1 pseudogene is annotated in these 407 nt (G+C 60.7%); it reads right to left on the bottom strand.

Features of this window, described 5'->3' with window-relative positions:
* Positions 1–179: 179 nt before the first annotated feature.
* Positions 180–407, bottom strand: a pseudogene (locus tag FMN52_RS19790) (Ni/Fe hydrogenase subunit alpha); the annotation flags it as partial.

Below are 407 nucleotides of genomic sequence, written 5' to 3'. Positions count from 1 at the left end.
CAAAGATCACCACATCATGGCCGGAAATCGCCAGCGCATGTTCGGCGACCAGCTGGTAATCGGTGTCGACCTCCAGGCCCGGCAGAGATCGCGCGGCCATGCCTTCGGAAAAGGCCGGTCCCAGCCCGTCATCCCCACGCCCCGGATTGCCGTATCCGATCAGAAACATTCCTTTGTCCTCACACGCATTGCGTTTTGCTGTCGACAAGCTTTCCGTCCGCACCGAACAATTCCACCTGCAGCGGCATCTGGCCGAGAGCGTGGGTGGCGCAGGACAGGCACGGATCATAGGCGCGGATGGCGACCTCGACATGGTTGAGCATGCCTTCGGTGATCTGTTCCTTGCCGGAGAGATGCTTGACGGCGACATCCTTGACCGCCCGGTTCATGCCCTCGTTGTTGTGGGT

It is taken from the genome of Marinobacter sp. BW6 (assembly GCF_008107725.1).
Lineage (GTDB): Bacteria > Pseudomonadota > Gammaproteobacteria > Pseudomonadales > Oleiphilaceae > Marinobacter.
This window is presented reverse-complemented; position numbering and strand designations above follow the sequence as displayed.